24 protein-coding genes are annotated in these 26004 nt (G+C 65.3%); 10 read left to right on the forward strand and 14 right to left on the reverse strand.

The genetic code is table 11. The annotated features are described in order from the left end of the window. The first annotated feature begins 139 nt into the window (after positions 1–139). Positions 140–304 (forward strand): Flp family type IVb pilin, encoded by a 165-nt coding sequence (locus AB7G19_RS20185; protein WP_028149628.1) that lies wholly within the window; start codon positions 140–142, stop codon positions 302–304. On the opposite strand, the gene AB7G19_RS20190 is transcribed toward AB7G19_RS20185, so the two are convergent. Then, positions 285–1541: an MFS transporter gene (locus tag AB7G19_RS20190; RefSeq protein WP_441268033.1), complete on the reverse strand. Its 1257-nt coding sequence runs from the start codon at positions 1539–1541 to the stop codon at positions 285–287. The genes AB7G19_RS20185 and AB7G19_RS20190 overlap by 20 nt on opposite strands. After that, a complete protein-coding gene (locus AB7G19_RS20195; protein WP_354096067.1) occupies positions 1538–2953 on the reverse strand; it encodes an amidase in 1416 nt (471 codons plus the stop codon). Before AB7G19_RS20195 ends, AB7G19_RS20190 begins: the two co-directional genes overlap by 4 nt. A gap of 139 nt (positions 2954–3092) precedes the next feature. Between AB7G19_RS20195 and AB7G19_RS20200 the strand changes: the two genes are divergently transcribed. Further along, a complete protein-coding gene (locus tag AB7G19_RS20200) occupies positions 3093–3686 on the forward strand; it encodes a CGNR zinc finger domain-containing protein (protein WP_063983054.1) in 594 nt (197 codons plus the stop codon). A 12-nt stretch (positions 3687–3698) separates the two neighbouring features. Here AB7G19_RS20200 and moaC read toward each other — a convergent pair whose 3' ends face one another. The 4 genes from moaC to AB7G19_RS20220 are packed head-to-tail and all read right to left on the reverse strand — an operon-like array spanning position 3699 to position 7971. After that, entirely contained in the window at positions 3699–4217 is a 519-nt protein-coding gene (gene moaC / locus AB7G19_RS20205; protein ID WP_354096066.1) for a cyclic pyranopterin monophosphate synthase MoaC, read from the reverse strand. Between the two features lies 1 nt (position 4218). Beyond that, positions 4219–5037, reverse strand: a complete 819-nt coding sequence (trpC, locus tag AB7G19_RS20210) for an indole-3-glycerol phosphate synthase TrpC (RefSeq protein ID WP_231142079.1) — start codon at positions 5035–5037, stop codon at positions 4219–4221. 7 nt (positions 5038–5044) lie between these two features. Further along, complete coding sequence (gene trpD / locus AB7G19_RS20215) at positions 5045–6058, reverse strand: anthranilate phosphoribosyltransferase (protein WP_063983057.1); 1014 nt, start codon at positions 6056–6058, stop codon at positions 5045–5047. A 14-nt stretch (positions 6059–6072) separates the two neighbouring features. Continuing rightward, positions 6073–7971 (reverse strand): SurA N-terminal domain-containing protein, encoded by a 1899-nt coding sequence (locus AB7G19_RS20220; RefSeq protein WP_354130219.1) that lies wholly within the window; start codon positions 7969–7971, stop codon positions 6073–6075. A 223-nt stretch (positions 7972–8194) separates the two neighbouring features. On the opposite strand from AB7G19_RS20220, the gene tpiA reads away from it, so the two are divergent. From tpiA to AB7G19_RS20235, 3 genes are all read left to right on the forward strand, one after another. Then, positions 8195–8950, forward strand: a complete 756-nt coding sequence (gene tpiA / locus AB7G19_RS20225; protein ID WP_354100060.1) for a triose-phosphate isomerase — start codon at positions 8195–8197, stop codon at positions 8948–8950. A 140-nt stretch (positions 8951–9090) separates the two neighbouring features. Continuing rightward, positions 9091–9477 carry a preprotein translocase subunit SecG gene (gene secG, locus AB7G19_RS20230; RefSeq protein ID WP_063983061.1) on the forward strand — a complete coding sequence of 129 codons (387 nt, stop codon included), beginning with the start codon at positions 9091–9093 and terminating at the stop codon, positions 9475–9477. 166 nt (positions 9478–9643) lie between these two features. After that, positions 9644–11275, forward strand: a complete 1632-nt coding sequence (locus AB7G19_RS20235) for a CTP synthase (protein WP_014494987.1) — start codon at positions 9644–9646, stop codon at positions 11273–11275. Positions 11276–11279: 4 nt separating this feature from the next. Here AB7G19_RS20235 and AB7G19_RS20240 read toward each other — a convergent pair whose 3' ends face one another. The 3 genes from AB7G19_RS20240 to AB7G19_RS20250 all read right to left on the reverse strand — a co-directional run bounded on the left by AB7G19_RS20240 (position 11280) and on the right by AB7G19_RS20250 (position 14099). Further along, positions 11280–11942, reverse strand: coding sequence for a class I SAM-dependent methyltransferase (locus AB7G19_RS20240; RefSeq protein WP_354100061.1), 663 nt, complete (start codon positions 11940–11942; stop codon positions 11280–11282). A gap of 109 nt (positions 11943–12051) precedes the next feature. Then, positions 12052–13428 (reverse strand): sensor histidine kinase, encoded by a 1377-nt coding sequence (locus tag AB7G19_RS20245; RefSeq protein WP_354100062.1) that lies wholly within the window; start codon positions 13426–13428, stop codon positions 12052–12054. Continuing rightward, positions 13425–14099, reverse strand: a complete 675-nt coding sequence (locus AB7G19_RS20250; protein WP_028156062.1) for a response regulator transcription factor — start codon at positions 14097–14099, stop codon at positions 13425–13427. Before AB7G19_RS20250 ends, AB7G19_RS20245 begins: the two co-directional genes overlap by 4 nt. A gap of 184 nt (positions 14100–14283) precedes the next feature. Here AB7G19_RS20250 and AB7G19_RS20255 point away from each other — a divergent pair, with 184 nt between their 5' ends. From AB7G19_RS20255 to AB7G19_RS20270, 4 genes are all read left to right on the forward strand, one after another. Next, positions 14284–14610 carry an NIPSNAP family protein gene (locus AB7G19_RS20255; RefSeq protein WP_063983065.1) on the forward strand — a complete coding sequence of 109 codons (327 nt, stop codon included), beginning with the start codon at positions 14284–14286 and terminating at the stop codon, positions 14608–14610. Between the two features lie 128 nt (positions 14611–14738). Beyond that, the gene (gene kdsA / locus AB7G19_RS20260) at positions 14739–15590 is read left to right on the forward strand and encodes a 3-deoxy-8-phosphooctulonate synthase (RefSeq protein WP_354100063.1); all 852 of its coding nucleotides are present in this window, start codon (positions 14739–14741) and stop codon (positions 15588–15590) included. Next, positions 15590–16801: an MFS transporter gene (locus AB7G19_RS20265; protein WP_085404603.1), complete on the forward strand. Its 1212-nt coding sequence runs from the start codon at positions 15590–15592 to the stop codon at positions 16799–16801. The genes kdsA and AB7G19_RS20265 overlap by 1 nt, the downstream gene beginning before the upstream one ends. A 138-nt stretch (positions 16802–16939) precedes the next feature. Then, a complete protein-coding gene (locus AB7G19_RS20270) occupies positions 16940–19033 on the forward strand; it encodes a methyl-accepting chemotaxis protein (RefSeq protein ID WP_441268034.1) in 2094 nt (697 codons plus the stop codon). Positions 19034–19095: 62 nt separating this feature from the next. On the opposite strand, the gene AB7G19_RS20275 is transcribed toward AB7G19_RS20270, so the two are convergent. From AB7G19_RS20275 to AB7G19_RS20295, 5 genes are read right to left on the reverse strand one after another with little or no spacing between them, the layout of a single operon-like run. Continuing rightward, on the reverse strand, positions 19096–20001 hold the full coding sequence (locus AB7G19_RS20275; RefSeq protein ID WP_354096057.1) for an HpcH/HpaI aldolase/citrate lyase family protein: 906 nt from the start codon (positions 19999–20001) through the stop codon (positions 19096–19098). Next, complete coding sequence (locus AB7G19_RS20280) at positions 19998–21260, reverse strand: CaiB/BaiF CoA transferase family protein (protein WP_028156065.1); 1263 nt, start codon at positions 21258–21260, stop codon at positions 19998–20000. The genes AB7G19_RS20275 and AB7G19_RS20280 overlap by 4 nt, the downstream gene beginning before the upstream one ends. Continuing rightward, positions 21244–22347: an ABC transporter ATP-binding protein gene (locus AB7G19_RS20285; RefSeq protein ID WP_354096056.1), complete on the reverse strand. Its 1104-nt coding sequence runs from the start codon at positions 22345–22347 to the stop codon at positions 21244–21246. Before AB7G19_RS20285 ends, AB7G19_RS20280 begins: the two co-directional genes overlap by 17 nt. Beyond that, a complete protein-coding gene (locus AB7G19_RS20290) occupies positions 22340–24079 on the reverse strand; it encodes an ABC transporter permease (RefSeq protein WP_354096055.1) in 1740 nt (579 codons plus the stop codon). The genes AB7G19_RS20285 and AB7G19_RS20290 overlap by 8 nt, the downstream gene beginning before the upstream one ends. Further along, a complete protein-coding gene (locus AB7G19_RS20295; RefSeq protein ID WP_354096054.1) occupies positions 24069–25187 on the reverse strand; it encodes an ABC transporter substrate-binding protein in 1119 nt (372 codons plus the stop codon). The genes AB7G19_RS20290 and AB7G19_RS20295 overlap by 11 nt, the downstream gene beginning before the upstream one ends. A gap of 102 nt (positions 25188–25289) precedes the next feature. On the opposite strand from AB7G19_RS20295, the gene AB7G19_RS20300 reads away from it, so the two are divergent. Then, the gene (locus tag AB7G19_RS20300) at positions 25290–25964 is read left to right on the forward strand and encodes a GntR family transcriptional regulator (protein WP_354096053.1); all 675 of its coding nucleotides are present in this window, start codon (positions 25290–25292) and stop codon (positions 25962–25964) included. The last annotated feature ends 40 nt before the right edge of the window (positions 25965–26004 follow it).

The raw sequence follows: 26004 nt of genomic DNA on the forward strand, positions 1-26004 counted from the left end.
TCTCGCGATGCCGGTCAATTCCTGCCGGTCGTGCCACGGTCAACCAAGGCTTAACCATCTAAGATGTTGGCGATCCTCGAGTCGGCATTGGCACGTGACTTGCGAACATGCCTGCCGACGACACAGAGAGGACACGACGATGACAAACACCTTGAAGAACTTCCTCGCCGACGAGCGTGGTGCGACCGCGATCGAATACGGCCTGATTGCCGCCGGCATCGCGCTGGCCATCATTTCCGTCGTGAACGGCATGGGCTCCAAGCTTAACGCCAAATTCGGGTCGATCAGCTCTTCGCTGCGCTGATCGCGTGGGCTCCGCTGCGCGCTAATATCGCCGCCACGATCAGCGCCGCGACGACGTTCGCGGCGGCGCTGATCAAGATCGGCAACGTATAGCTGTGGTTGACGTCATAGGCGAAGCCGGCCGCACTCGGGCCAACCAGCGTGCCGAACGCCACGCTGGTGTAGAGAATACCGATGATTCCGCTGACATTGCGTCCGCCAAAATAATCCATGATCACAGCGGGCAGCACCGCGACCCAGCCGCCGTAGAACACGCCGTAGACGAAGGCAAAAGCGGCGAGGGTCCAGACATCGGCGGCGATGGCCCAGATCGCCATCGCGAACGCCATTCCGACCAGGACCATGATGAGCGAGCGGTCGCGGCCCATCCGGTCGGCGAGCGCGCCGAGAAAGAAGCGGCCTGCGGTGCTGCCGGCCCCGATCACGCCGAGCAGCAGCACCGCAGAGGACGCCGTGACCCCGTGGTCGCGCGCGTAAGGCACCAGATGGACGAACGGGACGAAGGCGCCGAACGAGCAGACCAGACACGATACGTAGAGGGCGACAAACCGCGTCGACCGGACGGCCTCGCGCACCGAAGCGCCGCCGGCATTGCCTGCGCCCGCGGCCTCGCGAGGCGGATCGCCGTCGGGTCCGAGGCCGCGGTGCTTCGGATCGTTCTCGATCAGCAGCGACGCTCCGCCGCCCAGCACCAGGGCGATCGCGCCCAGCACCAGATAGGCGCCGCGCCAGCCCACCGATGCGATCAACAATGAGGCCAGCGGCGGCATCGCCAGCGTACCGAGCCCGATGCCGCTCACCGCGAGCCCGGAGGCAAAGCCGCGGCGCTTGACGAACCAGCGTTGCACCGCGCCGATCGCGGGAACATAGGCGCAGCCGAGGCCGAGGCCGACGCCCAGCCCGTAGGCGAGATAGACCTCGACAAGGGAACGTGCCGCGCTCGCCGCCGCAAGTCCGACCGCGATCAGGATCATGCCGGCGATGGCCAGCGGACGCGAGCCGAACCGGTCGGCGAGGGGACCGCTGACGAGTCCGAGCGCGAAGTACAGAAAGCCCGCAATGGAAAACACGAGCGAGATCGAACCGCGCGAGGCGCCGAAATCGTGCTGGAGCGGCTCCAGAAATGCGCTGAACGTGTAGGCGGAGCCGAAGCCGACGAACATGACGGCAAATGCCGCCGCGACGACGAACCAGCCATGGAAAATGCTTCGCTGAGCGAGCGTGGATTGAACGGTCAATGCTGCCTCCGCGAGCTGAGGGAAGGATGGCGACGATGCCAGGACGTGGCACGCTGGAACGCCGCGCCGGCGCGCACGAGCATGGCCTCGTCGAGATGAGCGGCGACGAGCTGGAACGCGATCGGCAGTCCGTCTGCTGATGCACCACCCGGTAGCGCGATCGTGGGATGACCGGTCACGTCGAACGGGCAGGTGTATCGCTGCAGCTTCGCGATCAGATCCGGCTGCTCGCCGAGCGTCTGGGTCATGGCGAGCGTCACCGGCGGGAACGGGTGTACCGGGATCAGCAGCAGGTCAATGGTCTCGAACAGCGCGGTGACGCGGCCGCGCAGCGCCAGCCGCCGCAGCAGGATCTTCTGATAATCGAGAGCGGAGAGCGCGCGACCGGCCTCGATCAGCGAGGCGAGCATCGGGCCATACTCGTTCTTGCGGGCAGGATAGGTCGCCTCGTGCGCGACCGCAGCTTCTACCGCACAATTCGGTGTCCAGTCGGCAATCGCCTGCATGACGTCGGGAAATCTGACATCGACGATGCCGGCGCCTAGCGCGCGGAACGCATCGATGGCGTCTGCCAGCACGTGCTGTGTCGTAACGTCCACGTCGTCGCTGTTCCAGGCGGCATCGACGCCGATCCGCAAGCCCCGCACGTCCTGTGCGGCCGCGGCCAGATAGTCGGGCACCGGATCGAATACCGAGGTCGGGTCGTTGGGGTCGTGTCCGGCAAGGACGCCGAGCAGTGCGCCCGCATCGGCCGCGCTGCGGCCGATCGGTCCGACATGGTCGAGCGTCGCGGCCAGCTCGAAGGCGCCGTGTCGGCTGACGCGACCCCAGCTCGGCTTCAATCCGGTCAGCCCGTTGGCGGCGCACGGCCAGCGGATCGAACCGCCGGTGTCGGAGCCGAGCGAGCCGAAGCAAAGCCCGGCAGCGGTTGCGACCGCCGAGCCACTGGACGAAATGCCCGGCCAGTAACTCGCATTCCACGGATTCTTCGGCGGCGTCACCAACGGATGGTGATCGGAATAGGCGCCCTCGGTGAGTTGCAGCTTGCCGAGTATCACGGCGCCCGCGTCCTTGAGCCGGCGCACGACGGTTGCGTCTTCGTGGGGACGAAAGTCGCGATGAAGCATGGTGCCGGCCGCCGTCGGAATGCCCTTGGTCCAGAACAGGTCCTTGAGCGCAATCGGCACGCCATGCAGCGGCCCCCGATACCGACCCTGTGCGATTTCGGCGTCCGCGGCTTTTGCCTCGGCGATGGCCGTTTCTGCCATCACGTGAACGTAGCTGCCGAGATCCCGGTCCATGGCGTCGATACGGTCGAGTTGCGCGCGCGTCACGTCCAGCGCGGAGATGTCGCGCGCCTTGAGGCGTGCTGCGAGCGCGGTGAGTTCGAGATAGTGCAGGGCGTCGGCCATCGGTTCGGGGTCTCCGTTCTGGTGATCGCAATGGGCGCTCGATCCCGAAGGATTCGACACTAGTATAATTAGGATACAGGTGTCGCTTGCTGTCAACCAGTAAATCTGTTTTACTGGTGTTCAAATCTTTGGTGTCCCGATGTCGAAAGAGTCTCGCAAATTCCAGGTTCCCGACACGCTGGCAAACGTCTACGATTTCGCCAACACGCTCGATGTTCGCCACTTCATGCATTTCGGCGTGGAGCACCCGGAGAGCGATGAGCTTGGCGGGCCGAAGGAACTTGCGGACTGGATGCGGGAACGCGGCCTTGGCGCCGAGGGCGGGCGTGTCACGCCCGCGATGTTTGAGACCGCGCTACGACTGCGCGGCGCCTTGCGCGCCTATCTGCAATGTGAGCCCGCCGAGCGGCCCCGGAACAGGAGCGTTCTCGGCACGCTCAATGAGGCGCTCGCGCCGTTTCCGTTGCGGGTGGAGGCGCGCGCAGGCCGTGGCGCGATGCTGTCGGCAGCGCGCGAGGATGCGCTCGCAGGCCTCTCGGCCATCGCGATCGAGCTTCATGACGCAACGCTTGTGGGAACGCTGGACCGGCTGAAGATGTGCGCGTCGGAGGAATGCCGCCGGGTGTTCTTCGACCGCTCGAAACCATCGACGCGGCGGTGGTGCATGTCGACGCTGTGCGGCAACCGGATGAAGACGCGCGCCTATCGCGAGCGGCAGCGCGAGGCGAAATAGATCACGCGGCGTTCAGGCGCGGTAGTGGCCCGACTTGCCGCCGAGCTTCTCGACCAGATGGATGCCCTCGATGCGCACGCCGCGTTCGACCGCCTTGATCATGTCGTAGATGGTGAGGCAGGCGACCGACACCGCCGTGAGCGCCTCCATCTCGACGCCGGTCGGGCCCGTCACCTTCACGCTGGCGCGGACGAGGCAGCCTGGCAGTTTCGCGTCGGGCTCGATGTCGACCGTGACCTTCGACAGCGCGAGGGGATGACAGAGCGGGATCAGCTCCGAGGTGCGTTTGGCGGCCATGATGCCGGCGATGCGCGCGGTGCCGAGCACGTCGCCTTTCTTGGCGTTGCCCGAGACGATGAGATCAAGCGTCGCCTTGGTCATGATGACGTGGCCTTCGGCGACCGCGAGCCGCTCGGTCGCGGGCTTGTCCGACACGTCCACCATCCGCGCCTCGCCGGAGGCGCCGATATGGGTGAGGGCAGGGCCGGCTTTCGTCTTGGATTGCCTGGCCTTGGCGGGCTTGCGCGCCATGTCAGCGCGTACTCGTCGCGCGCGCAGTCTCACGCGCGAGCAGCGTGCGCGTGGCGGCGGTCACGTCGGCCTGCCGCATCAGGCTCTCGCCGACCAGGAAGGTCGACATGCCGACGCGCTCGAGCCGGGCGAGATCGGCGGGCGTGAAGATGCCGCTCTCGCCGACCATCAGCCGTTCCGCTGGGATCAGCGGCGCCAGCGTCTCGCTGGTCGCGAGCGTGGTCTCAAAGGTGCGCAAATTGCGGTTGTTGACGCCGATCATCGGCGAACGCAGCTTCAGCGCACGGTCGAGCTCGGCGCGGTCGTGGATTTCGATCAGTACGTCCATGCCGTAGGCGAGGGCGGCGTCCTCGAGATCCTTGGCGGTGGCATCGTCGAGCGCGGCCATGATGATCAGGATGCAGTCGGCGCCATGCGCACGCGCTTCAATCACCTGATAGGTGTCGAACATGAAATCCTTGCGCAGCACCGGGAGCGACGTTGCCGCGCGCGCCGCCACCATGAAATCGAGATGGCCCTGGAACGAGGGCGTGTCGGTCAGGACCGACAGACAGACCGCACCGCCGGCCTCATAGGCCTTGGCGAGCAGCGGCGGATCGAAATCGGCGCGGATCAGCCCCTTCGACGGCGAGGCTTTCTTGACCTCGGCAATCAGCGCGTAGTCGCCATTGGCGTGCTTGGCCTTGATCGCGCGCACGAAGCCGCGTGGGGCTCCCTGCGCCTTGGCTTTGGCCTCGACTTCCGAGAGCGGCTGCGCGCGCTTGGCGGCTGCGATCTCTTCGCGCTTGTAGGCTTCGATCTTGGTCAGGATGTCAGACATGTCAGGTTCAGCCGTTCGAGATCGCGATCAAATGCTTCAGCCGCGCGCTCGCGGCGCCGCTGTCGAGCGACTTCGCACCGATCGCAACGCCTTCCTTGAGATCCTTGGCGCGGCCGGCCACGACCAACGCTGCGGCGGCGTTGATCAGCGCGACATCGCGGTAGGGGCTCGGCTTGCCGTCGAGCACGCTCTGCAAGGCGATCGCATTGGCGTCGGCGTCACCGCCCCTGAGCGCACCGGGATCGCAGCGCGGTAGGCCGGCGTCCTCCGGCGTCACCTCGAAATTCCGGATCTCGCCATTATGGAGCGCGGAGACGAAGGTCGGGCCCGTGAGGGTGATCTCGTCGAGGCCGTCGGAGCCATGCACCACCCAGGCGGATTCCGAGCCGAGGTTTTTCAGCACCTGCGCAAGCGGCTGCACCCATTGCCGCGAGAACACGCCGACCATCTGGCGCTTGACGCCGGCCGGGTTGGACAGGGGGCCGAGCAGATTGAAGATCGTGCGTGTCGCAAGCTCGACCCGGGTCGGGCCGACGTTCTTCATCGCCGGATGGTGGGCAGGGGCGAACATGAAGCCGATGCCGCATTCGCGCACACAGCGGCCGACCTGCTCGGGCCTGAGGTCGATTTTCACGCCGAGCGACGCCAGCACGTCGGCGGCGCCCGAGCGCGACGACAGCGCACGGTTGCCGTGCTTGGCCACCGGCAGGCCGGTGCCCGAGACGATGAAGGACGCGCAGGTCGAGACGTTGACCGAGCCGGAGCCGTCACCGCCGGTGCCGACGATGTCGACGGCGTCCGCGGGCGCGTCGACCGTGAGCATCTTGGAACGCATCGCCGAGACCGCGCCGGTGATTTCGTCCACGGTCTCGCCGCGCACCCGCAGCGCCATCAGGAGGCCACCCATCTGCGAGGGCGTGGCCTCGCCGGACATCATGGCGTCGAAGGCGGAAGCCGCTTCGTCACGCGACAGGCTGGCGCCGGTCGCCACTTTTCCAATGATCGATTTCAGGTCGTCCATCGCGTGCTTTCAATTCACTGGTTCGCGCCGGTCACCTGCGCGAAGGCGGCCTGATTAATGGTGGTCCCGATGTCGGTTTCAAGCTTGTTGACGTAGGAGGCGACCTGCTCGTCGGTCAACGCGCGGTCGAGGCTGTCCTTCAGCTTCTTCACCGCGTCGGACGCGGCGTCGACCGCGGGTTCGACGATGTCGGTGACGCGGAAGACGATCACCTCGCTGCCGCCGCTCACCGCGGTCTGTCCGACCCCGTCCTTGGCGGTGCGGAAGGCGGCCGCAACGACGCTGGCGGGCACGCCGGCGGGCGAGTCGTCGCGCTTGAAGCCGGAGGCGGTCTCGACCTTGGCGTTGATCGCGGCGGCCTCGTCAGCGAGCTTGCCGCCCTGTTCGAGCTTCTGCACCATCTCGGTCGCCTTGGTCTTCAGCTTGGCGGCGATCTGGTCCTGGCGCCAGCGCGCCTCGACCTGGTCGCGCACCTCGTCGAGATTGCGGTCGCGCGAGGGCGTGATGGCGAGCACGTCGTACCAGACATAGCCGCCCTTGAACGAGATCGCGTCGTTGTCGACGCCGACATCGGTGTTGAAGGCCTGCGACACCACGTCGAGGCCCTGCGGGATGCTGGTGACTGGCTGGCCGTTCGGGGCACGGCCGGAGCGGTCGACGGCGTCGATGGTCACGGCAGTGAGGCCGAGCTTCTGCGCCGCGTCGATCACGCTGGCGCCGCCGCCGCGCTCGTCTTCCATCTTGTCGCGGAGATCGTTGACCTTGACGCGGGCGCGCTCGGTGGCGATCTCGCGCTTGATGTCGCCGGCGAGGCTGGCGTAGTTCGCTTCACTGCCCGGTTCGATCTTGTCGACCTTGACGATGGAGGTGCCGAGACGGCCCTGGATCGGCTGGCTGATCTCGCCCGCGGGAAGCGCGAAGGCGGCATCGCCGACCGCGGGGTCGAGCGACGATTTGGTCACGAGCCCGAGGTCGACATCGGAGCTGCTCAGCCCGCGCTCCTTGCCGAGGTCCTCGAACGACATTCCGCCGGCGAGACGCTCGCGTGCGGCCTGCGCCTCGGCGACGTTGGGGAATACGATCTGATGGATCTGGCGCTTCTCCGGCGTGCCGAGCCGGTCCTTGCGCTGGTCGAACACTTTCTTGGCGTCCCCGTCGGAGACCTCGCTCCATTTGCCGATCTCTTCCGGCGAGACCACGACAAAGGAAATCTTGCGATATTCGGGCGCGCGGAACTGGACCTTGTGATCCTCGAAATAGGCGGCGAGGGCTTCGGGCGAGGGAGCGTCGATGGTGCCGGCCTGCGCGGCGTCGAGCCTGACGAATTCGATCGCGCGCTGCTCGTTCTGGAAGCGCGTCAGCACGTCGATCATGGCCTTCGGCGGTTCGAGGCCGGCGCCGATCGTGCCGGTGATCTGCCGGCGCAGCGACACCTTGCGCTGCTCGGAGACGTAGCGCTGCTCGGTATAGCCGAAATTGCGGATCACGGCCTGGAAGCGGTTCGGATCGAAGCTGCCGCCGACGCCTTTGAAGTTGGGGTCGTTCATGATGACCTGGCGGATCTGCTCGTCGGACTGGCCGAGCCCGAGCCGGCGGGCTTCTTCGTCGAGGGCGGCTTCCGCGATCGTCTGCTGGAGCACCTGGCGGTCGAGGCCGAAGGCACGCGCCTGGTCAGGCGTCAGCGGCCGGCCGAACTGGCGGCTGATCTGTTGCAGCCGGTCGGTATAGGTCTGCCGGAACTCGTTCAACGAAATCTCGGTGCTGCCGACCTTGGCCACCGTGGACTGCCCGAAGCCTTTGAAGATGTCGGCGATGCCCCAAACGCCGAAACTGATGATCAACACGCCCATCACCACGGCCATAATGGTCTTGCCGAGCCAGTTTGATGAGGCCTTGCGCATTCCTCGAAGCATTTGGTCCAACTTGTTTGGCAGGAGGGGAACGGGAGCGCGTCTTAATGCAGATTCCGCAAAAGCGCGTCACCAAATTGATCAATCATCATAAAGTGGTGGCTTTCCCCCCGCAACCTCAGGCCACGCGGTCCCTCGACGCTGCGGTTAAAAGCCCTGGGCTCTCTGGAACTGCCGCGACAGCTCTGCTAGCGGATGCACAAACCTCATTTTGCTGGAAATTGACATGACCGACGCCATCCGACCGCTGATCGCCGGCAATTGGAAAATGAACGGCCTCAAGGGCTCGGCTGCCGAATTCGACGCCATGCTCAAAGGCGCGGCAGAGGTGGCCGCCAAGGCCGACCTGCTGGTCTGCCCGCCGGCGACCCTGATCGCGGCCTTCGCCGACAAGGCGCGCGGCAGCAAGGTCGCGGTGGGGGCGCAGGATTGCCACCCCAAGGCCTCCGGCGCCCATACCGGCGATATCGCTGCCGAAATGCTGGCCGATGCCGGTGCGACCGCCATCATCGTCGGCCATTCCGAGCGTCGCGCCGACCACGGCGAGGGCGATGCCCTGATCCGGCAGAAGGCCGAGGCCGCCTGGCGCGCCGGCGTCACCGCGATCGTCTGCATCGGTGAGACGCAGGGCCAGCGCGATGCCGGCCAGACACTGGACATCCTGCGCGGCCAACTCGACGGCTCGCTGCCGGACGGCTCGACCGCCGCCAACCTGGTCGTGGCCTATGAGCCGGTCTGGGCGATCGGCACCGGCCTGACCCCGACGGCCCAGGATGTCGAGCAGATTCATAGCTTTATCCGGGAACTCCTGACCTCCCGGTTCAGGGCGGACGGGGCCAGGATGCGCATCCTCTATGGCGGCTCGGTCAAGCCGTCGAACGCGACCGAGCTGATGTCCGTGAAAAACGTCAACGGCGCGCTGGTCGGCGGCGCCAGCCTGAAGGCGGCCGATTTCCTTGCGATTGCGAAGGGCTGCCCCTAGCTAATCTCAAAGCGCGGCCGTGGCCGATCGGGGGGTGGCAATGCCTCTTCCGATCGTGTAACACCGCGCAACTTCAGGAAAACCCGCGAAGCGCGATCGGCCGCCGTCTCGGCGCTGTCGGCTTGTGACGGAAGGACACTATGCAGACTGTTGTCATCGTCATTCACCTCATGATCGTCGCCGTCATGATCGGCGCCGTCCTGCTTCAGAAGTCGGAAGGCGGCGGCCTCGGCATGGGCGGAGGCGCAGGCTTCATGTCGAGCCGCGGCACCGCGAACCTTTTGACGCGGACCACCGCGATCCTGGCTGGGGGCTTCTTCCTCACCAGCCTGTTCCTGTCCTGGCATGCCGGCTACAACCGGGCGCCTTCGTCGATCATCGGCGCGCCGGCGTCCCAGACCCAGCCGGCCGGAGGCGCCCCGATCGCGCCGCCGACCTCGGGCGGCATCCTGGATTCGCTGAAGAAGGCCGACGAACAGCAGCAGAACCAGGCGCCAGCCGGCCCGCAGGTGCCGCGCTCGCAATAAAGCAGGGGGGCCATGCAGGGCGGCTTCTACCGTCCTGCATCAAGAATCCCCATCAAGGCTCTGTCACCACTCTTAGTTTTGGCTCACCCACAGGCCCGCAAAATATTTGGGGCGGAATACGAATCGCTTTGGCGAATCGAATTCGAGGGATTAGAGGTTAAGTCCCATGGCGCGGTACATATTCATCACCGGCGGCGTGGTCTCTTCGCTCGGCAAGGGTCTGGCTTCAGCGGCACTCGGTGCCCTGTTGCAAGCCCGGGGCTACAAGGTCCGCCTCCGCAAGCTCGACCCCTATCTCAACCTCGATCCCGGAACGATGTCGCCGTATCAGCACGGCGAAGTGTTCGTGACCGATGACGGCGCGGAGACCGATCTCGATCTCGGTCACTACGAGCGCTTCACCGGCCGGCCTGCGACCAAGCAGGACAACATCACCACCGGGCGCATCTACCAGGACATCATCTCCAAGGAGCGGCGCGGCGATTATCTCGGCGCGACCATCCAGGTGGTTCCGCACGTCACCAACGCCATCAAGGAATTCGTCCTCTCCGGCAATGACGATTACGACTTCGTGCTGGTCGAGATCGGCGGCACCGTCGGCGACATCGAGGGCCTGCCTTTCTTCGAGGCGATTCGTCAGCTCAAGAACGAGCTGCCGCGCGATCATGCCGTCTACATTCATCTGACGCTGCTGCCTTACATCCCGAGCGCGGGCGAGCTGAAGACCAAGCCGACGCAGCACTCGGTGAAGGAGCTGCGCTCGATCGGCATCCAGCCGGACATCCTGCTCTGCCGCACCGACCGCGAGATCCCGAAGGAAGAGCGGCGCAAGCTCGGGCTGTTCTGCAACGTGCGCGAAAGCGCCGTGATCGAGGCGCGCGACGTCGACAACATCTACGCCGTGCCCGAGGCCTATCATAACGCGGGCCTCGACGACGAAGTGCTCGCCGCCTTCGGCATCGGCTCGCGGATTCCTCCGGAGCTGCGAAGCTGGCAGCAGATCAACGAGCGCGTCCGCAATCCCGAAGGCAACGTCACCATCGCCATCGTCGGCAAATATACCGGCATGAAGGATGCGTATAAGTCGCTGATCGAGGCGCTCTCGCATGGCGGCATCGCCAACAAGGTGAAGGTCAATCTCGACTGGATCGAGAGCGAGATCTTCGAGAAGGAAGATCCCGCGCCGTTCCTCGAACACGTCAATGGCATTCTGGTGCCGGGCGGCTTCGGCCAGCGCGGCGCCGAAGGCAAGATCCGCGCGGCGCAGTTCGCGCGCGAGCGCGACGTGCCGTATTTCGGCATCTGCTTCGGCATGCAGATGGCGGTGATCGAGGCCGCGCGAAACCTCGTCGGCATCGAGGACGCCAACTCCACCGAGTTCGGCCCGACCAAGGAGCCGCTGGTCGGCCTGATGACCGAATGGCTGCGCGGCAACGAGCTCGAGAAGCGCTCCAAGGCCGGCGATCTCGGCGGCACGATGCGTCTCGGCGCCTATCCCGCGGCGCTCAACCGCGGCAGCCGCGTCTCGCAGGTCTATGGCGGCGCGACCGAGATTTCTGAGCGCCACCGCCACCGCTACGAGGTCAACACCGCCTACAAGGACCGCCTCGAGCAGCACGGGCTGAAATTCTCCGGCCTCTCGCCCGATGGCGTGCTGCCGGAGATCGTCGAGTACGAGGATCATCCCTGGTTCATCGGCGTTCAGTTCCACCCCGAGCTGAAGTCGCGGCCTTTTGAGCCTCATCCTCTCTTCGCCTCGTTCATTCAGGCGGCGATGGTGCAGTCGCGGCTGGTGTGATGTCTCAGGGCGCAGCGGTGTAGTCGCGCACGAGGTGCATCGGCGCCGGCGCGACCGGCATTGAGGCATCGGGCGCAAGCGTTCCCGTGACGATCTTCATCTGCGGCCGTCGCGTCAGCTTGTAGACGGCGGCCGGCGGCACGTTCAGCAAGGCGCGATCCACCAGCTTTGCACGCAAGCCCAGCCGGTCGAGCACCGGCCGCGGCACCGGGCAGCTCATCCCGTAGGTGAACTGATAGAACGCGCCTCCCGGGCGGACGTAACGGAACGCACCGCCGATGATGGAGACGACCTTGCGCGTCGACATATTGAGCAGCGGCAGGCCGCTGACCACGGCGCCGACCGGCGCGCCGTCATAGAGCCGCTCCGTCGTGAGCCGTCCTGCATCCATCCACAACACGCGCGCGCCGGGAAAACGGATTTGCAGGAGCTTGGTGAAGTCCGAGCCGTATTCGATCAGCGTGAGGTCCTGCTGGTGCACGCCGCGTTTCAGGAGCTTGTAGGTGAAAGCGCCGGTGCCGGGGCCGAGCTCGAGGATCGGGCCGGTCGTTGCGGTGATCTCGCGGGTGATGAGATCGGCAAGGGCTGCGCCCGAAGGCGCGATCGCGCCGACCCGCCGCGGGGCCGACATCCAGGACAGGAAGAATGAGAGGAAATCGTTGGGCATGCGCACTCCGGCATTTCGATTGCGCCTCGCAAAGCAGAGGTGAGGCGGTCGAAGAGTCGCCTGAGCGCATTGCGACAGCATTGCGCTTGAGACGCAGAGACGAATTGAATCAGCCCTGTTGCAGGGGCGGCAGCGTCATCCTGAAGCACGCACCGCCGTTCGGTCCGTCCAGGACCGAAACGTGACCGCCATGGAGGAGCATGATCTCGTGCACCATGTTGAGGCCGAGGCCGGCGCCGCGATCGAGCGGCGTGAGCCGGTAGAACGGCTCGAAGATCAGCTCGCGCTGATCGGCCGGAATGCCCGCGCCCTCGTCGGTGACCTCGATGCTGGCGGGACGGCTGACACGAATGACGATCGTGCCGCGGCGAGGGCCGTGCTGGATGGCATTCTGCACGAGGTTAGTCAGCGCGCGTTCGAGCGCGGCCGCGTCGCCGAGTACGTCGATCCGCGCCGCAGGCGCGTCGAAGGACAGCTCATAGCCAGCCGCAATCGCCAGTGGTGCGAGGTCGGCGGCAACGCCTTGCGCGACGGAGACCAGGTCGACCGGCACGAATGGATGCCCGCAACGGTCGAGCCGCTGGATATCCAGCAATTGTTCGGCAAGCGTCGCGAGCCGCGCCGCATCCTCGATCAGGCGGGTCTTGTCCGGTCCCGACGGCAATGACTCCAGGCGCGTGTTCAGGATCGCGATCGGCGTACGCAGCTCGTGCGCGGCGTCGGCAACGAAGCGCTTGTGGCGGGCGTAACCCTGATCGAGCCGCGCCAGAGCGTCATTGACCGCGGCCACGAGCGGTACGACTTCAAGCGGAATTTGCTCCACTGACAGCCGCGCGCCGCGCTGATGGATATCGATCCGCCGGGCCTGGTCTGCGGTCGCGTCCAATCCTCTGAAAGCGCGCTGCACGACCATCGGCGTCGCGATGAACGTCGCGGTCCCCATCAACAGCAGGCCGGGGAGCGCGATGCCCAGCAACACGAGCGACGTCGTGAACACCGCCTTGGCGCCGCTGAGCTTCCCCTGCGTCGCCGTGATGACCTGCACGTTGCCGACGGCCGTGTCGATGCGTTTCAACCGCGCCGCCGGCTTGCGTGGATCGTCCTCGAAGAGCTGCCAGCCGAGCCGCGCCTGGCTGATCTGGTCGAGGGCGCCGCCGATCCCGGCGAATTCAGCCGGTACGGAGCCTTCACTGAGCGAATGCCCCTGCCTGTCGCGAACCAGCAACCAGAGGTCGGGGGTCTCCTCGCGCAAGGCTTTCAGCTCAGCCGTCGGCCGCAGCGTCAGGCCGCCGGCTGCGTCGCGCGCGAGCGCGCTCTGCACGACGTCGATCACGCGGTCTTCGTCCCGTTGGACCAGCACGAAGCCTGTAGCGCACAGTGCGCCGATGATGACGACGACCAAAGCGACGAACAGCGCGGCCTGGAGCGAAAGCAGGCGCCAGCTCAGCCGAGAGCGCAGGCAATATGGGTCGGAGTGCCTGCTCACGGCAGTTTCTTCAGCAGATAGCCGACGCCGCGGATGCCGTGGATCTCCACGTGCGCGTCGGCTTCGGCAAGCTTGCGGCGCAGCCGCGAGACATGCGTATCGAGTGCGTTCGACTGGATCTCGTCGTCGAAACTGTAAACCGCTTCCTCCAGCGCCGATCGCAGCACGGTCCGGCCCATGCGGCGGACCAGGGCTTCGAGCACAAGGAGCTCCCGCCGCGGCAGTTCGAGCGGAGCCCCGTCGACGCTCGCCTCGCGATGGCCGAAGTCGAAGGCGAGGCGGCCGGCGCGAATGATGTCGGGCTGAAGCCCGGCGGGCCGTCGCAACACCGCGCGCAGGCGCGCCAGCAATTCCTCCACCGCGAACGGTTTTGCCAGATAATCATCCGCCCCGCTGTCGAGCCCGGCGACGCGATCGGCGAGCTCGCCGCGTGCCGTCAACACGATGATCGGCACACCGTCGGCGCGCGCTCTCAGTTTCGGAATCAGGGCAAGACCGTCGCCGTCGGGCAGCTGGCGATCGAGCAGCACGGCGGCGTGCACGTCGGCGGAAATGGCCTCTTCGGCCTCGGCGAGCGTTGGCACGTGATCGACGATCATGTCGTACCGCTTGAGCGCCGAGGCCAGCGCTCCGGCCATCTCCGCTTCATCCTCGACGAGCAAAATCCGCATGATCCGCACCTGAGCCTCAACCGAGGCGTTGTAGCGGCAGTATCATTGCGGCAGCATTACGGGAACCGGGTGCGATCGGGGCCGGCAAGCCATGCGCTAGACGCCGCGGGCGGTATCGGGCAGGGCCGAAGACACCGTCACGGCCAGCCGTTATAACCCCCGACGTCATCAGGGAGGAACAAGAATGATCTATGAAATGCGCATCTACCGTTGCGTGCCCGGCCGCCTGCCGGCGCTCCTGAAGCGGTTCGAGACGGTCACGCTGAAGCTCTGGGAGAAGCACGGCATCAAGCAGGCCGGCTTCTTCACCACGCTGATCGGCGAATCCAACCAGGAGCTGACCTATTTCCTGGCGTGGGATTCGCTCGCCGACCGCGAAGCGAAGTGGGGCAAGTTCATGACCGACCCGGACTGGATGAAGGCGCGTGCCGAGAGCGAAGCGGACGGCCAGATCGTCGGCAACATCGTCAGCCAGCTCCTGACGCCGACCGCCTTCTCGGCGGTGAAGTAAGGGGCCGCCGGCGCAAGGGCCTCGCACGGAACCCCGGCGCAACCCTGATATTCGGGTGGCCCGGGGCGAATGGGGTTGATCCGACCCTGATGGCGGCTATGGTCGCGCCGAAACGAGGGACATTGGCCTTGAGCTCTTCGAATTCAGCGGCGCCGGTCGTCACCATTGGCACAGTCAGGTTCGGCAACGATCTGCCGATCTCGATCATTGCCGGGCCGTGCCAGCTCGAAAGCCGCCAACATGCGCTGGAGGTGGCCTCCGCGCTGAAGGAGATCGCCGCGCGGCTGAAGATCGGACTCGTCTACAAGACCTCGTTCGACAAGGCCAACCGCACCAGCGCGTCGGCGGCACGCGGTCTCGGGCTCGCACAGTCGCTGCCGATCTTCGCCGAGATCCGCGCCTCCCTCGGCTTGCCGGTCCTGACCGATGTACATGACGCCGCGCAGTGCGCCGAGGTGGCGCAAGCCGTGGACATCCTCCAGATCCCGGCCTTCCTGTGCCGGCAGACCGATCTGCTGCTGGCGGCCGCCGCGACGGGCAAGGTCGTCAACGTCAAGAAGGGGCAATTCCTCGCGCCCTGGGACATGGCCAATGTCGTGACCAAGATCACGACCGCGAACAATCCCAACGTGCTCGTCACCGAGCGCGGCGCCTCGTTCGGCTACAACACGCTGGTCTCCGACATGCGCGCGCTGCCGATCCTGGCGCGCACCACCGGTGCGCCCGTGATCTTCGACGCCACCCATTCGGTGCAGCAGCCGGGCGGGAAGGGGACGTCCTCCGGCGGCGAGCGTGAGTTCGTGCCGGTGCTGGCGCGCGCAGCCGTCGCGGTCGGCGTTGCCGGCGTCTTCATCGAGACCCATCCCGACCCTGATCGCGCGCCCTCGGACGGGCCCAACATGGTGCCGCTGCGCGACTTCGAAGGACTGATCCGCACGCTGATGGCATTCGACGCGGTGACGAAAAGCACAACGCGCTGATGTCCCAGCCTGCGACCGGGCCATCGTCCGACCAGAAGTTTCCGCCCGCGATCAATATCATCGCGCTCGCGAGCTTCTCGGCGGCGTTGTCCACGCGCGCGCTCGATCCCGTCCTGCCGCATGTCGCGGAAGATTTTTCGATCAGTATCACGACGGCCGCCAGCATCGCGGCCGGCTACGCCTTGATCTACGCGCTGGTTCAGCCGGTGATCGGAGCGGCCGCCGATCTGTTCGGCAAGGCGCGGTTGATGACACTGTGCCTGGCGCTGCTTGGCGTCTCCTGCATTCTTGGCGCGGTCGCGACCACCTTCTCGGGCCTGTTCGCGAGCCGCATCCTCGCTGGTATCGCCTCCGGTGGCGTGTTTCCGGTTGCTCTCGGCCTGACCGCCGACCTCGTTGCTCCCGCCAAGCGGCAGGTCGCGATCGGCCGCACGCTTGCGGGTTCGATGACCGGCAATCTGCTCGGTGCGACCGCCTCCGGCATCATCGGTGAACTCATCGGCTGGCGCGGTGTGCTCATGATGCTCGGCGCGCTCGGCCTGATCGCGGCCGTTGCGGTGGCGGCGGGCTTTCGCGGTGCCGCGCTGACGGCGCCGCCGAAGACGGATCTGAAGGCCTTGCGGCAGGGCTACCGGACCATCTTCGCCAACCCCAACACGCGCTACTGCTACTCGGCGGTCTTCGTCGAGGGCTGCTGCGTATTCGGCCTGTTTCCGTTCATCGCCGCGCTGCTGTTCGATCTCGGCGAGAAGTCACCGTCGATCGCGGGCATCGTGATCGCGGGCTTTGCGATCGGCGGACTGTTCTACACCTTCACGGTCTCACGCTTCCTGCCGTGGCTCGGCGTGAGAGGCATGATGATTGCGGGCGCGGGCCTCGTCGGACTGCAGCTCGGCGTGCTCGCCTTCGGTCCCGGATGGAAGCTGCAATTCGCCAGCATGCTGGCGATGGGCTGGGGGTTCTACATGATCCACGGCTGCCTGCAGGTGTTTGCCAGCGAGCTGTCGATCGGGGCGCGGGCAACGGCGATGTCGCTGCATTCGTTCTTCTTCTTCATGGGGCAGACCGTTGGCCCGATCGCCTATGGCCTTGGCCTCCAGCACGGTGGCAAGGTCTCGACCCTGCTCACGAGCGCCGCGATCATGGTGGCGCTTGGTCTCGTCTGCGCCCGGCTGCTCAAGCAGCGGGCACCCTCGGACGCACGGGTCTGAGGGGAGTATCGAACTACCGGTTTCCGTATTTTCCCGGAAGAGATTGGTAGCCAAAGCCGTTCAATCTTAAATCAAATCTCATCGTTCGCTCCGTAGATTGCCCGCGAACCGCGTCTTGGCGGCAATATGGATCAGTCGATGCAAAAGCAGCGTTCGGTCGCCCGCATCCTCGGGGCGGTGGTTGGATCTCTCGGTCTCGTCCTCGTCGTCATCTGCGCCTATGCGCTGAAGCTCGCGGTCACCCGCTACTCGGACAGCAACCGCATCGTCTCGCTCGCGGTCGCCAGCCGCGACCTGACCAATACGCTCGTGATTTTCCGCCTGGAGCGCGGTGACACGCTGAGCTATCTGGCGTCGGCTGCCCCCGCGCCCGACAGCGTCATGAGCAGCCTCGCCGAGCAGCGAGCCACGGTGCAAAAGAACTGCGCGCAGGCCTTGCAGAGCCTCGCCTCTGCCGAAGCGCCCGGTCTTGCCGAAAAGCTCGACAAGCTCCGCGGCATCTGGGCGCAGCTCGAGGAGTTGCGGCCGCGCGCGGTCACTGCCCTGAAGCAGGAGAAGGCGGCGCGTGACGCGAACCTGCAACCGAGCTGGGCCAGGATCAGCGACGCCTATATGGACGCGATCGGCGACGTCACCGCCCATGTCGACAACGCGATGACGCTGATCGATCCCGTGGTCGATCGCCTCCTGATCGCCAAGCAGGCCTCCTGGCAGGCCCGCGCCAATGCCGGCCAAACCATTCTGATCCAGTTCTCCTCGATCCTCGCCAACAAGACCTGGACCGCGGCCGATGGTGTCACCTTCGCCGATCTGCGCGGCCGCATCCAGCAGTCCTGGGTGGTCGTGCGCGATCTCAGCCCGAATGTGGCCTCGCCCGAGCTGTTGCAGGCGATCCGTAACGCCGAGCCGGAAATTTCCGGCGCGCTCAGCGACGAACGCAATGCCATTGCGACCAAGCTGCTCGCCGGCGAGCCCGCCGGCGTCGCAGGCATCGACTACCGCGATCGTCAGCTTGTCGGCGCCAACAATGTCGTGATCGTCACACAAACCGCGCTCGCCAACATGATCTCGCGGGCCGAAGACGGTGCCTCGCGCGCCCGCGTCAGCCTGATCCTGTTCGGCCTGCTGGTGCCGGCCTCGCTGGCGCTGACGGTCGGCGGGCTGATGCTGATGCGCAACCGCGTCACCCAGCCGCTGACCGCGATCACCGGTGTCATGACCCGTTTCGCGGCGCATGATTTCGCCGGCGAGGTGCCGGGTCTCGGCCGCAACGACGAGATCGGCCGCATGGCCGCGGCGCTCCAGGTGTTCAAGGAGGCCATGATCAACGCCGAGCGCCTGTCCTGCGACCAGGCCGTCGAGCGCGCCGACAAGGAGAAGCGTGCAGCCGAATTGTCCGGCCTCGTGCGGCAATTCGAAAGCCGCATCGGCCAGATGGTACAGACGCTGTCGAGCGCGTCGGGCGAGCTGGAGACGACCGCGCGCTCGATGTCGGGCACGGCGGCCGAGGCCCAGACCCAGGCCGGCTCGGCCTCGACCTTGGCCGACCAGGTCGGCGGCGGCGTGCAGACCGTGGCGGCCGCGGCGGAGGAGCTCAACGCCTCGATCCGCGAGATCAACCGTCAGGTCGAGCAGGCGACGCGCGCCACCGAGCAGGCGGTCGTCACCGTCAAGGAAACCGACAGCACCATGCGCGCGCTTGCCGACGGCGCCGATCGCATCGGCGAGGTTATCGGCCTCATCACCTCGATCGCCGGCCAGACCAATCTGCTGGCGCTGAACGCAACGATCGAGGCAGCCCGAGCCGGCGAGTCCGGCAGGGGTTTTGCGGTGGTGGCGAGCGAGGTGAAGAACCTGGCCTCCCAGACGGCGAAGGCGACCGAAGAGATCAGCGCCCAGATCACGGAGATCCAGGGGGCGACGCAGAAGGCGGTCTCGGCGATCGACGGCATCGTCAAGACCATCGAGGAGGTCTCGAGCATCAACCGCGTCATCGCCGCCGCCATCGAGGAGCAGAACAAGGCCACCGCCGAGATCGCAAACACCGTGCAGCACACGGCGGAAGCGACCTCGACTGTCACCCGCAACATCGCAACCGTGTCGTCAGCGGCGAACGAGACCGGCCGCGCCGCGTCCGGCGTGCTGAAGGCCGCCGCCAACCTGTCGAGCCAGTCGACCTCGCTGACGTCGGAGGTCGACGGCTTTATCAGCAAGGTGAGGGCGGTGGCGTAAGCTGGCGCGCGCTCTCCTTGGCCACCAGAGACGGCGCTTCGCGCCGCGCTGGGGTAGCACAATCAACGAGGGCGATGCGCGCGGGCGGCGATTGCTTGCGCGCGCTCGAGCAGCGCTTCGGCTCGCTGCACGATCGGAATATCAATCATCTTGCCGTCGATGGCGAAGGATGCGCGTCCCTCGGCGGCCGCTTGCTTGTTGAGCGCAACGACACGCTCGGCGTCCGCTACCTCCTTGGCGGAGGGACTGAAACCCTCGTTGAGGATCGGCACCAGCGACGGATGGATGCAGGCAGAGCCCACGAAGCCAAAGTCCGCAGAGCGCCTGACTATCCTTGTGTATCCTTCCAGATCGGAGAAATCGGCGACTGAGCCGATGGTGCCGAGCGGCATGATGCCGGCGGCGCGGGCTGCCTGCACGACCTGTTGCTTCGGCATCAACAGGGTTTCCTCCGTCGGCTTGGCGCCGATGGCGGTGGCATAATCTTCCGCACCCAGTGAAATGCCGGCCAGCCGCGGGATCGATCGCGCGATCTCGTGAGCCCTACAGAGAGGACCGGGCGCCTCGATCAGGCCGACAAACCAGATATTGCCGATGGGCAATCCGCGCTCGATCTCCAGTCTGGTCACCATCTCGTCGAGCAGGCGCAGATGCTCGGCGCCTTCGACCTTGGTGATCTTGATCGCGTCCACGCCGGCGATGACAGCCGCTTCCAGATCGGGCACCGCCAATTCGAGCGGCTGGTTGATCCGCACCATGACATCCGAACTTCCGGTGTCGCGAAAGCGCTTCACGATGCCCGGGATCAGCTTTCGAGCGTTGGCCTTTTCAGCCAGCGGCACGCTGTCCTCGAGATCGATGATCAGCGCGTCCGCGCCGCGCTCGACGGCCTTGACCACGAACCGCTCGACGTTCGCGGGTACGAACAGCGCAGAGCGCCAGACCGGGAATTTTCGTTCAACTGTCATGTGCTGGTTTCCTTCACAACGCCCGAGGCGAGGGCGGCATCGATGTCGTCAGGGCTGAGGCCGGCTTCGGCCAGGATGGTGCGGCTGTGCTGACCGAGGCGTGGCGCAGGCGTCCGGATGCTTCCGGGCGTCTCGGACAGGCGAACCGGGACGGCGTGCATCGGGAACGTTCCCATGTCCTCGTCGGGATAGTCGGCCAGCAGTCCCCGGGCCTGCACGTGGCGATCGTTCATCAAGCGGACGGTGTCGTTGACCGGACCGATCGTGACCTCGGCCGCCTCGAAGAAGGCGACGTTGTCGTCGACCGTTCGTGTCGCGATGAAATCGCCGATGATCTTGTCGAGTTCGGCGACATGGACGAGCCTCTGCTCGTTGGTCTTGAACTTTGGATCCTCGCAGAGCTCCGGGCGGCCGATCGAACGCAGCACCCGCATCGCCATGCCTTGCGTGGATGCCGACAGGCAAACCCAGCCGCCATCGAGCGTGCGGTAGACATTGCGCGGTACCGAGCCGCTCGAGCGGCTCCCGCTGCGCGGTTTGACCACGCCGGTCAAACGGTAATTTGCCGCCTGAGGCCCGAGCGAGTTGACGATCGGGTCGAGCAGCGGCAGGTCGATCACCTGTCCCTTTCCGCCGTTGATCTCGACCTCCCGAAGGGCCGCCATCGCGGCGAACGCTCCGGTGAGACCGGACAGGGCATCGGCCAGATACATAGGCGGCAATACCGGCTCACGATCGGGGAAGCCGTTCATCTCGGCGAAGCCGGAGAAGCCCTCCACCAGCGTCCCAAAGCCGGGCCGGCGATGATAGGGGCCGGTCTGCCCCCATCCCGATATGCGAACGATCACGAGTTTGGGCTCTAGCCGCAGCAGTTCCTCCGGCGAGAGCCCCATCTGCTCGAGCGTGCCGGGACGGAAACTCTCGACCAGCATCGCGGCGCCGGGAATCATCTTGCGGATCAGCGGCACCGCTTCGTCGTGACGGAATTCCAGGCAGATGCTGCGCTTGTTGCGCGAATGGATCTTCCAGTTGGTCTCGACACCCTTGGTGCGCCAGCCGCGCAGCGTATCGCCTTCGCGCGGCTCGACCTTGATGACGTCGGCGCCGAAGTCGGCGAGATGCTGGGTGAGCAGATTGCCTGCGACCAGCCTCGAGAGGTCGATGACGCGGAGCCCTGTCAGCGGGCCGCGGACACCGGGGGTGTAATCGGCCTGATGCAGTCCGCTTTCGGGAGAGGTGGCGTCAGTGGGATTTGCCATGGTTCCGTTCTGTAAACAGGATGCCGCCGGTGACAGGCAGCCACAGGCGCAACTGGCGGTCAGTCGTTGCCTCCTGGGTTTCGATGCGGATCTGATTTCCGCCGACGCTCAATCCGATTTGCCATCGGCCGCCAACATAGGAATGGCTGACCACGTCGGCTTCAACGATCGAACCTCCGATCGCCTGATCGTTGGCCGCCGCCAGGCGCATCTGCTCGGGGCGATAGGCAAACGTGACCTTGTCGCCCAGGGATGGACGTTTGTCGGACTTGATCAGAACGCGCTGACCATCGGCGAGACTGACCAGTGTCTGTCCATCGCCGTCGGGCGCCCCGACCACGTCGCCGTTCAGGAAATTGGTCGTTCCGATGAAGTCGGCGACGAAACTGTCTGCCGGCCGCGTGTAGATCTCTTGGGGCGAGCCGATCTGGCTGATGTGGCCGCCATTCATGACCACGATGCGGTCGGACAGTGCCAGCGCTTCGACCTGGTCGTGCGTCACGTAGATCGTCGTCAGGCCGAGGCGCGTGCGCAGTTCGGCAAGCCAGGTCCGGGCGCGATCGCGCAGCTTTGCGTCGAGATTCGACAGGGGCTCGTCGAGCAGGAGGATTTCGGGCTGGTAGACCAGCGTTCGTGCGAGCGCGACACGCTGCTGCTGGCCGCCCGAGAGCTGATGCGGATAGCGGTCCTGAAAGCGCTCCATCTCGACGAGAGCGAGACTCTCCTCGACGCGGCGCTTGCAGTCGGCAGTCGATACCTTGCGCAGCTTGAGCGGAAACACGACGTTGTCATAGACCGTCATGTGCGGCCACAAAGCGTAGCTCTGGAACACGAGCCCGCAATGGCGCGCTTCCGGCGGCAGGAAGATTCCTTTTTCGCCGTCGAAATAGGTCTTGTTGCCGACGCGGATGCGTCCGCTCGTCGGTTGATCCAGTCCGGCAATGGCGCCGAGCGTTGTTGACTTGCCGCACCCTGACGGCCCCAGCAGCGTGACGAACTCGCCATCGGCAACGTGGATGTTGACGTCGTCGATCGCTTTGACCGGTCCGTACCGCTTGTGCAGGTTCTCGATCAGCAAATCAGCCATAAAGCTTCACTCCGAGAAAAGCGCGCGCCGCCGTGACGCAGACTCCGATGACCAGGATCTGGACGGTCGCCAGCGCGGACACCAGACCGACCTCGCCCTGCGTCCATGCCTGGAGCAGCGTGGTCCCGATCACTTCGCTGCCGGGTGCGAACAGGAAGATCGCTGTCGTGTATTCCTTGAAGAACGTGATGAAGAGGATGATAAAGCAGGCCACCAGCGCCGGGCGCAGCAAGGGCAAAACGATGCGCCGGCTCGTCGTCCACCAATCCGCGCCCTGCGTACGGGCGGCGCGATCGAAGTCCGGGCTCATCTGCAACAACATCGGAGCAACCGCACCGAGCCCCACAGGAATGAAGTGCATCGTGAAGGCGGCAACCAGAATCCAGATCGTGTTTCGGAGGCCGCCCAGGCCAGGCACGAGCGCAAACGCGTAGAAGAAACCGATGCCGGCGACGACGCCGGGCACGGCACGGGGAAACAGCGCGACGTAGTGTAGCGCGCCACGCCAGCGGAAGTCGGACCGCAGCACGATGATGGCGATCAGGGCGACCATCGCAGTGGCGACGACGCCACCGACCGAACTGACGATCAGCGAGTTCCAGATCGAACGCGGGTAGACCGGGTATTCGAGCATGTTGGCGAAGTTGCCGAGCGTCAGCACCTCGCTGATCGGCACCATCGGCGACAGCAGGCTCGTGAAGGCGCGCAGCAGCAGCGCGCCGATCGGCATCACGACAGTTGCGGTGATGTAGATCGCCGAGACGATGCAAAGCGGCCAGCGCAGGTTGTTCAGGCGGAAAGGGCGCGGTCGCGTGGCCTTGCCGCCGAGCGTGACGAAGCGCCTTGTATTGCCGAGCAGGCGTCCTTGTAGCCACACCAACACGCAGACGACGGCAAGCATCAGCACGGCAGCCGTTGCCACCAGCCCGTGGTCGGGGCGGGCCGACGCTACGCCGTTGTTGTAGAGGAACGTGGTCAGCACAGTGATGCCGGCGGGATCTCCGAACACCAGCGGAATTGCGAGGAGCTCCAGTCCCACAGTGAAGTTCAGCACGGCACTATAGGCGATTGCCGGCATGAGGAGCGGCAGCGTGATCCGCCACAAGGTCCTCAAGGTGCCGGCGCCGGTCACGCGCGCGGCTTCCTCCAAAGTCGGATCGGTGATCGAGGCCGACGACATGCAGTAGATGTAAGCGACTGGTGCTTGCGAGACGCCCGCGATCATCGCCATGCCCGGCAGCGAGTAGAGATTCCAGGGCGCGCCGTCGAAGATCGACTGAACCAGAAGCGTGAGGTAGCCGGCCGGTCCGTAGATCGTGTACCAGCCGAACGACAGTACCAGCGCCGAGAGATAGATCGGCCACAGGAAGAGCTCGCCGAACAACCGGGCAAACGGCATGTCGGTGCGGCCGAACAGCACCGCCGCCAGCGTGCCCAGCGTCTGCGAAATCACAGTGGTGAGGGTGGCGAACACGAACGTGTTCCAGATGACGAGCGCGAAGCCGTCGGTGCGAAGCAGGCGCCCGAAATTGCCCAGCGTCAGTTGCTGGCCGGAATCGTAGAGCGCACGATCCAGGAAGGATTGATAGAGAACGGGCAGGAGAGGCGCTGCGATCAGGACAATTGTCAGCAGCGCCATGCCGTACTGGATGACGGTATCGCGGCCGGGCAGCGGCTTCGGCAGGGCGTCCGCGGCCGACGACCCCAGCGCGCTGCTTGCGTCAAGCGACATTGAAGGTCTTTTTCCAGCGCGCGAGGAAGCTGTCGTAGTCCCGCACCGCGTCCCGATCGTAGCCGATGTAGCAGATGTTCTGCTCGCCGACGGCTTCCACGATCGACGAGTAGGTGTGGCGGATTCCGTCACCCGGCTTCACACCGGGGCGTGCCGGCGTCAGGCCGCCCCGTCCGAATGCGCGCTGACCGTCCTCCGAGACGACGTAGTCGAGCATCAGTTTTGCTGCGTTGACGTTCTTCGATCCCTTCGGAATCGCGATGCCACGCAGCACGACCGGCTGACCGTCTCCGATGAAGCTCCAGCCGAGGATCTTTGCCCGCGCCGGATCGTTCAGGCGCGGCCAGAAGGTGATGGCCGAAACGAAGAAGCCCATGGTGTATTCGCCGGAGGTGACCTTCTCGGTCATTGGGCCGCCGGAACGCTCGAATCGGGGCGAAAGCTTTGCAAGTTGGGCGAACCAGTCCCAGGCCTTTTCGCCGTGCTTCTTCACGAACGCGTAGCTGATGCCGTAGCCGAAAGTTGTTTGATGCACGCCGTAGCTGGTGATGCGGTTGCGCCAGGTTTTCTCGTTTGCGACCGCAAGTTCGACGAACTCGGCAAGTGTCTTGGGACGCTTGCCGTCGGCCACCAGCGTGTTGTTCCAGATCAGCGCCATGGGGTCGGACGAGACGGTGTAGACGCCGGGAAACGGCTTTGACCAATCCGGCCAGGCCTTCGCTTCAGGCGATACGTAGTCGAGGACTTCACCGCGCTCCTGGAAATCGATCCATCCGCCCGGATCGGCCGTCGCGATGAGGTCGCAGGTGCGGCTGTTGGTGCTCCGCTCGGCCAGATATCGCTCGAAGCTCTCGCGGGAGGCGGGGAGATCCAGGGTCTCGACCTTGATCTTCGGGTAGAGCTTGTTGAAGCCCTCGATCACGGGACGCCAGTTTTCCGGCGACATAATCGAGTAAATGAGGAGGCTGCCCTCGTTATGAGCGTCGTCGATGATCTTCTGATAATTCTCGGGATACCCGTTCGGCGCCGCCTGGGCCGTGCCCCGGAGCCCCATCGTGGCGCCGAGAACCGACATCACCATTAAGCTTCTACGATCGATGCTCGACATCTACTGTTCCTCCGGCCGCCGCGATTTGTTATGTACATTTATTGGCGCCAATTTGTGCGCAATAGTTGCGGTGAGTCAAGCGCTCCAAAAAGGGAAGCAGCCATGAAAGTACGGAAGGAGCAGAAGAGGCTGTTGGCGGCGGAAATCGGTGCCGCCATCCTGCAAGGCGACTACCGGCCCGGCGAATGGCTGCGCCAGATCGACCTGGAGGAAGCCTTCGCTGCCAAACGGTTTGACGTTCGCAGTGCGCTGACTCAGCTCGCCGCAAGCGGGATGGTGACGCACGTCGAAAATCGTGGATACCGGGTCGCGCAACCCGACTTGAACGTCGTTCGCGAGATATTGGCGATCCGCACGCTGCTCGAAGTTGAAGCGGCAAGGCAGGCGCTACCGAATATCGGTCCCGACGAACTCGAGAAGATCAAGCAGGCTCAGCAAATCTTCGAAGATGCTGTGGCGCGCGGCAGCAAGGCGGATCAGGCAAATACCAACGCAGCCTTTCACGACGAGATCTATCGCCATGCAACGAACCAATCGCTCGCCAGCCTCATCGTGGAAATCAGAAATCGCGCCAGACCAGGGCCGATTGCTTTGTGGCCCTCGAACGCCGAGCTGCAGAGAAGTGCTGCACACCATGTCGAGATCGTCGATGCGATCGAGTCTCGCGATCTCGCCGCGCTCGTTGCAGCAGTGCGACGACACATCGTCGAATCCGGCGCCAACTATCCGGCGCGCGATCTCGGTCCGGTCAAGAAGACCTCAGCAGCCTCCGATTGACTAAGAGTGGCGAAGCCAATCTGTTGAGGGCGTGTCAGGA

It is taken from the genome of Bradyrhizobium sp. 215_C5_N1_1, assembly GCF_052075935.1.
GTDB lineage: Bacteria > Pseudomonadota > Alphaproteobacteria > Rhizobiales > Xanthobacteraceae > Bradyrhizobium > Bradyrhizobium barranii.

Bases quoted from the DNA above. Each gene is read 5' to 3' on its own strand.
- AB7G19_RS20185 (WP_028149628.1), top strand. From the start codon at position 140: ATGACAAACACCTTGAAGAACTTCCTCGCCGACGAGCGTGGTGCGACC.
- AB7G19_RS20195 (WP_354096067.1), bottom strand. From the start codon at position 2,953: ATGGCCGACGCCCTGCACTATCTCGAACTCACCGCGCTCGCAGCACGC.
- AB7G19_RS20200 (WP_063983054.1), top strand. From the start codon at position 3,093: ATGTCGAAAGAGTCTCGCAAATTCCAGGTTCCCGACACGCTGGCAAAC.
- moaC (WP_354096066.1), bottom strand. From the start codon at position 4,217: ATGGCGCGCAAGCCCGCCAAGGCCAGGCAATCCAAGACGAAAGCCGGC.
- trpC (WP_231142079.1), bottom strand. From the start codon at position 5,037: ATGTCTGACATCCTGACCAAGATCGAAGCCTACAAGCGCGAAGAGATC.
- trpD (WP_063983057.1), bottom strand. From the start codon at position 6,058: ATGGACGACCTGAAATCGATCATTGGAAAAGTGGCGACCGGCGCCAGC.
- AB7G19_RS20220 (WP_354130219.1), bottom strand. From the start codon at position 7,971: ATGCTTCGAGGAATGCGCAAGGCCTCATCAAACTGGCTCGGCAAGACC.
- tpiA (WP_354100060.1), top strand. From the start codon at position 8,195: ATGACCGACGCCATCCGACCGCTGATCGCCGGCAATTGGAAAATGAAC.
- secG (WP_063983061.1), top strand. From the start codon at position 9,091: ATGCAGACTGTTGTCATCGTCATTCACCTCATGATCGTCGCCGTCATG.
- AB7G19_RS20235 (WP_014494987.1), top strand. From the start codon at position 9,644: ATGGCGCGGTACATATTCATCACCGGCGGCGTGGTCTCTTCGCTCGGC.
- AB7G19_RS20240 (WP_354100061.1), bottom strand. From the start codon at position 11,942: ATGCCCAACGATTTCCTCTCATTCTTCCTGTCCTGGATGTCGGCCCCG.
- AB7G19_RS20250 (WP_028156062.1), bottom strand. From the start codon at position 14,099: ATGCGGATTTTGCTCGTCGAGGATGAAGCGGAGATGGCCGGAGCGCTG.
- AB7G19_RS20255 (WP_063983065.1), top strand. From the start codon at position 14,284: ATGATCTATGAAATGCGCATCTACCGTTGCGTGCCCGGCCGCCTGCCG.
- AB7G19_RS20265 (WP_085404603.1), top strand. From the start codon at position 15,590: ATGTCCCAGCCTGCGACCGGGCCATCGTCCGACCAGAAGTTTCCGCCC.
- AB7G19_RS20270 (WP_441268034.1), top strand. From the start codon at position 16,940: ATGCAAAAGCAGCGTTCGGTCGCCCGCATCCTCGGGGCGGTGGTTGGA.
- AB7G19_RS20275 (WP_354096057.1), bottom strand. From the start codon at position 20,001: ATGACAGTTGAACGAAAATTCCCGGTCTGGCGCTCTGCGCTGTTCGTA.
- AB7G19_RS20280 (WP_028156065.1), bottom strand. From the start codon at position 21,260: ATGGCAAATCCCACTGACGCCACCTCTCCCGAAAGCGGACTGCATCAG.
- AB7G19_RS20285 (WP_354096056.1), bottom strand. From the start codon at position 22,347: ATGGCTGATTTGCTGATCGAGAACCTGCACAAGCGGTACGGACCGGTC.
- AB7G19_RS20290 (WP_354096055.1), bottom strand. From the start codon at position 24,079: ATGTCGCTTGACGCAAGCAGCGCGCTGGGGTCGTCGGCCGCGGACGCC.
- AB7G19_RS20295 (WP_354096054.1), bottom strand. From the start codon at position 25,187: ATGTCGAGCATCGATCGTAGAAGCTTAATGGTGATGTCGGTTCTCGGC.
- AB7G19_RS20300 (WP_354096053.1), top strand. From the start codon at position 25,290: ATGAAAGTACGGAAGGAGCAGAAGAGGCTGTTGGCGGCGGAAATCGGT.